Annotated in this window: 3 protein-coding genes and 1 pseudogene; 2 read left to right on the top strand and 2 right to left on the bottom strand. The window is 68.2% G+C overall.

The window, feature by feature from the left end:
- Positions 1 to 305: 305 nt before the first annotated feature.
- Positions 306 to 1,252, bottom strand: a pseudogene (locus AB0L95_RS41905) (Tn3 family transposase).
- Positions 1,253 to 1,368: 116 nt separating this feature from the next.
- On the opposite strand from AB0L95_RS41905, the gene AB0L95_RS41910 reads away from it, so the two are divergent.
- Together AB0L95_RS41910 and AB0L95_RS41915 are read left to right on the top strand one after the other, a co-directional pair.
- Positions 1,369 to 1,554, top strand: a complete 186-nt coding sequence (locus AB0L95_RS41910) for a hypothetical protein (RefSeq protein WP_365171895.1) — start codon at positions 1,369 to 1,371, stop codon at positions 1,552 to 1,554.
- Positions 1,555 to 1,831: 277 nt separating this feature from the next.
- A complete protein-coding gene (locus AB0L95_RS41915; RefSeq protein ID WP_365171897.1) occupies positions 1,832 to 2,311 on the top strand; it encodes a hypothetical protein in 480 nt (159 codons plus the stop codon).
- Here the strand turns inward: AB0L95_RS41915 and AB0L95_RS41920 are convergent.
- On the bottom strand, positions 2,236 to 3,024 hold the full coding sequence (locus AB0L95_RS41920; RefSeq protein WP_365171899.1) for an IS5 family transposase: 789 nt from the start codon (positions 3,022 to 3,024) through the stop codon (positions 2,236 to 2,238). The two genes, AB0L95_RS41915 and AB0L95_RS41920, sit on opposite strands and share 76 nt — an antisense overlap.
- Between the last annotated feature and the right edge of the window lie 520 nt (positions 3,025 to 3,544).

Genomic DNA, 3,544 nt, shown 5'->3' on the forward strand with positions numbered 1-3,544 from the left:
CAACATCTCGAAGCGTGGAGAACGGCCGCCTCGGCTGTCCCGGGAAGAACCGCAGATCAGCAGGTCGGGTGACACCCGAGGTTAAACACCAAGCTGAGCTCGGCAATCGCGTTCCCTCGGCCTTTCCTGATGTCCTAACGGACGCCAACCTCTGCCCGCATGGCCACTGCCTTACTACCTATAGAGATCACGCATGGCGGGTCCGATCGGGTTCATATAAGGCGCCGGCTCGGACCGGCTGTGCCGTGTGCGGGCTCGCCGTGCTCGCTCGAACCTGTGTGTATCAGCACGCTGCGACCACTCGGTCAGCGAGCCGCCGTGGCGGTGGATTGGGTGGAACGCGGACGCGGCACGCTGACGGGCAGCCCCAGGTCGAGCCTCTTGTCCATGTCCAGGCGGAAGGTGCCGTACGGGTTGACGGGGGACCAGAACAGGGCGGTCGGGCCGCGCCGGCCCTCGTCGGTGAGCTTCTTCGCCCACTTCGGATCGGTCAGGACCTGCTGGAGCAACGGAGTGTTGACGTGTACAAGGCTGGACTGGAGCAGGTGCAGCGCGAGCATCGACGTCTCGGCGTGCTCCTTGTCCGGCCCGGTCAGAGCGCCATCCTTGCCGTAGTGCAGCACGGTGTTCGCGCTGTTCCAGTTCTCCACGACCTGGAGGCCGCCGTGGATCTCCCGGCGCAGATCGGGGCTGGCAAGATAGCCGCAGGCGAAGACCGTGCGCACGGCACGGCCGAGTTCTTCGAGCGCGGCGTAGGTGGGGTGCTTGGGGCCCCCGCGGGTGAAGCGCCGCAGCACCTGCTCGGCCTCCGCGTCCCCATGCGGAACGCGGTGGCGTACTTGACCATCTGGTCGTACTGCTGCTCGATCAGCTCCCAGCGGATTGCCCGGGTCAGCGAGCCGCCGAGCGCCGGCCAGTCGGGCGGCGCGTTGTCAGGCCGGTACAGGCGGATGCTGCCGATGTTCTTCAACCTCGGCAGCAGGCGGAAGCTGAGCAGCTCGGTGAAGGCGAACCCGACCACCGAGGCGCCGTGCGTGTCGACGTAGTTGGCCTCGATCTCGGCGTCTGTGCAGTGCCGCAGCAGGCCCTCGATCATCGCCGCGACCTCGGACGACGAACAGCTCTTGAGCTGGGAGTAGATGCAGACGTTCTTGCGCTCGACGGTCGGGTAGCCGGGGACCCATTGCTGGGACCCCGGCTCCCTCAGAACCGGGCGAGCGGGTTTCCCCGCACCACGGCTCAAGCAGGTCACGTGGGCCTTCCCGCATCGGCGCCTTCGAGCGCGTGACGCTGCTGGCCCGGGTGGTGGTGGCGGGCCGGTTGCGGACCGACCGTTGGGAGACCCCGGAGGGGGAGAGGTGCTCGTGCGTGGTGCTGGACGTCGACGATGTGGGGGCGTCGATGATGTTCGCGGCCGTCACGATCATCCGTACCGTGCGCCCAATTCCGCCGTGGGAGACCGCGCCGGATGATCCATGGGGCACGGCCAGTCCTGTCCGGCCTGCTGCGCCCGTCGATGGGGGTGAGGACCCGTCTGCGGAACCGCCGTTCTGATGGCGGCTGGGTGCCGGGGAAGTGGGGCTGCCCGACCTGTCAGCGCTACGTCCGGCGGCGAGTGCTGCATGTGCCTGAGCTGCCACCAGCGCGCCGCCGAAGCCATGCTGCCGTGTCAGTCGGCGCGGGAGTGCTTGAACGTCTGGTGCGCTTGCTTGAGACGTCATCCGCTTTCCGAACGTGACTGTTTGGTTCGGGCTGGGTGGGCATGGGTTTCGGTTCACGGCGGGAGAGATGGGTGTGTTCCGTCCGCTCGTCTGGGTCGTGGAGGTGCGTGGTGCCGTCGGTGATCGGTCTTCTGGAAGGCAGGGAGAAGGAGATCCGGGAGGAGGTGGCGCGGTTGCGTGCTGCGCTAGAAGAGGCGGAACGTGCTCTTCAGCGTCTGGTGGATGCCCGGGTCACGGTGACGGAGGTGCTTTCCGGGGAGCCGGACGTGGCGCCGAAGTCCGCGCTGAAGCGTGCGGTTGCGGGATCGACGGTGCCGCACCGGACGGCGGGCATGGCGGCATCCGTGCTGGCAGTGGACTATCAGTACATCGTGGGTCTGCTGGAGTCGGACGCCGGGCGGGAGGGCATGCGCTGTCAGCAACTGGCCGCGGCTCTTGGGCTCGAGGTGGTGCCGGCGAAGGTCGAGGGGCTGCGGTCGAAAGCGAAACGGCTGGCGGAGCGGGGCTGGATCCGTCAGGTGCGGCCGCTCATGAACATGGTCATCGACCACAGCACCATGGCCTCGTGCATGACGGGCAGCGTCTCGTAGTCCCGGACCAGGCGACGTGAACGCATCAGCCAACTGAGCGTCCTCTCCACCACCCACCTGCGGGGCAGCACCACGAAGCCCGCTGTGTCGTCGCAGCGTCTGACGATCTCCAGGGTGAGCTGGAGGTTCTCGGCCGCCCAGTCGACCAGCCTCCCGGCATAGCCGCCGTCCGCCCACACCAGACCGATCGAGAAGTACATCGAGCGCAGCCGCTCGAGCAGGCCGGCAGCGGCATCCCGGTCCTGGACGCTCGCCGCGGTCACGGTGACGGCCAGGACCAGGCTGGGGCAGTCGACCACCACATGCCGCTTGCGGCCGCCGACCTTCTTCCCGCCGTCCCAGCCGGACGTCGAGCGCGGAATGTTCGCCGCCGCCCGCAGTGACTGCGAGTCCATGACCGCGGCCGTCGGGTCCACCGCGCGGCCCTCCTTCTCCCGCACGCGGTCGCGCAGCCGGTCGTGGAACTCGGCGAGCAGCCCCGTCGCCTGCCAGCGGCGGGCGACGGCGTGCACGCGCCGGTACGGCGGGAAATCCGCAGGCAGGTTGGCCCACTTGACGCCGTTGTCGACCACGTAGCGCACCGCGTCCAGCATGACACGGTGGCAATAGCTCTCCGGCCGGCCGCCCCGGCCTTGAAACCATGCCGGGACCGGAAGCAACGGCCGGACGACCTGCCACTCGGCGTCTGTCAGATCCGAGCCGTAACACCGCACGCGGTCCGGTCCGTCAGCCGCGTTGCCGAACCTGTGCGCGAGACAGTCACACGACGGAGACGGCGAGTTGGACTCTGTGGGCGCGAGCGCGACAGACTGCAGCAACAGGACCTCCCGGTGCTCGTTGGCTTCGACAACCCCGAGCTACCGCGAGGTCCTGCCTCCATGCACCGACCGCACCCCGATCACCCGATCAAGACCCTTGTTCGACCCGACACACCCGCTGATCGGAAAGCGGATATCGTCTCAGAAAGTTGTAGGGCAAGCAAAGCCCGTCCAGGGGCGGCGGCAGTCTGAGCGGGGACTTGCCTGGGGCGGCTGGCGCGATGTGAGCGCGCCAGCCGCCCCTTTGCGCTGTCACTGCCGACCGCCTCGCCGGGCGCCGAACGCTGGTGGGCAGCACGGGGGAGCGTTATTGAGGTTTGCGGGTTGTCGTCGGGGGTGGTGACGGTTCATGATCCCTGCGGTATGCCGGTGGGATGCGGTATCCGGAGGGTGGGGGCCTGACCGCTGAGCGTCG

The organism is Streptomyces sp. NPDC052036 (assembly GCF_040680495.1).
Lineage (GTDB): Bacteria > Actinomycetota > Actinomycetes > Streptomycetales > Streptomycetaceae > Streptomyces.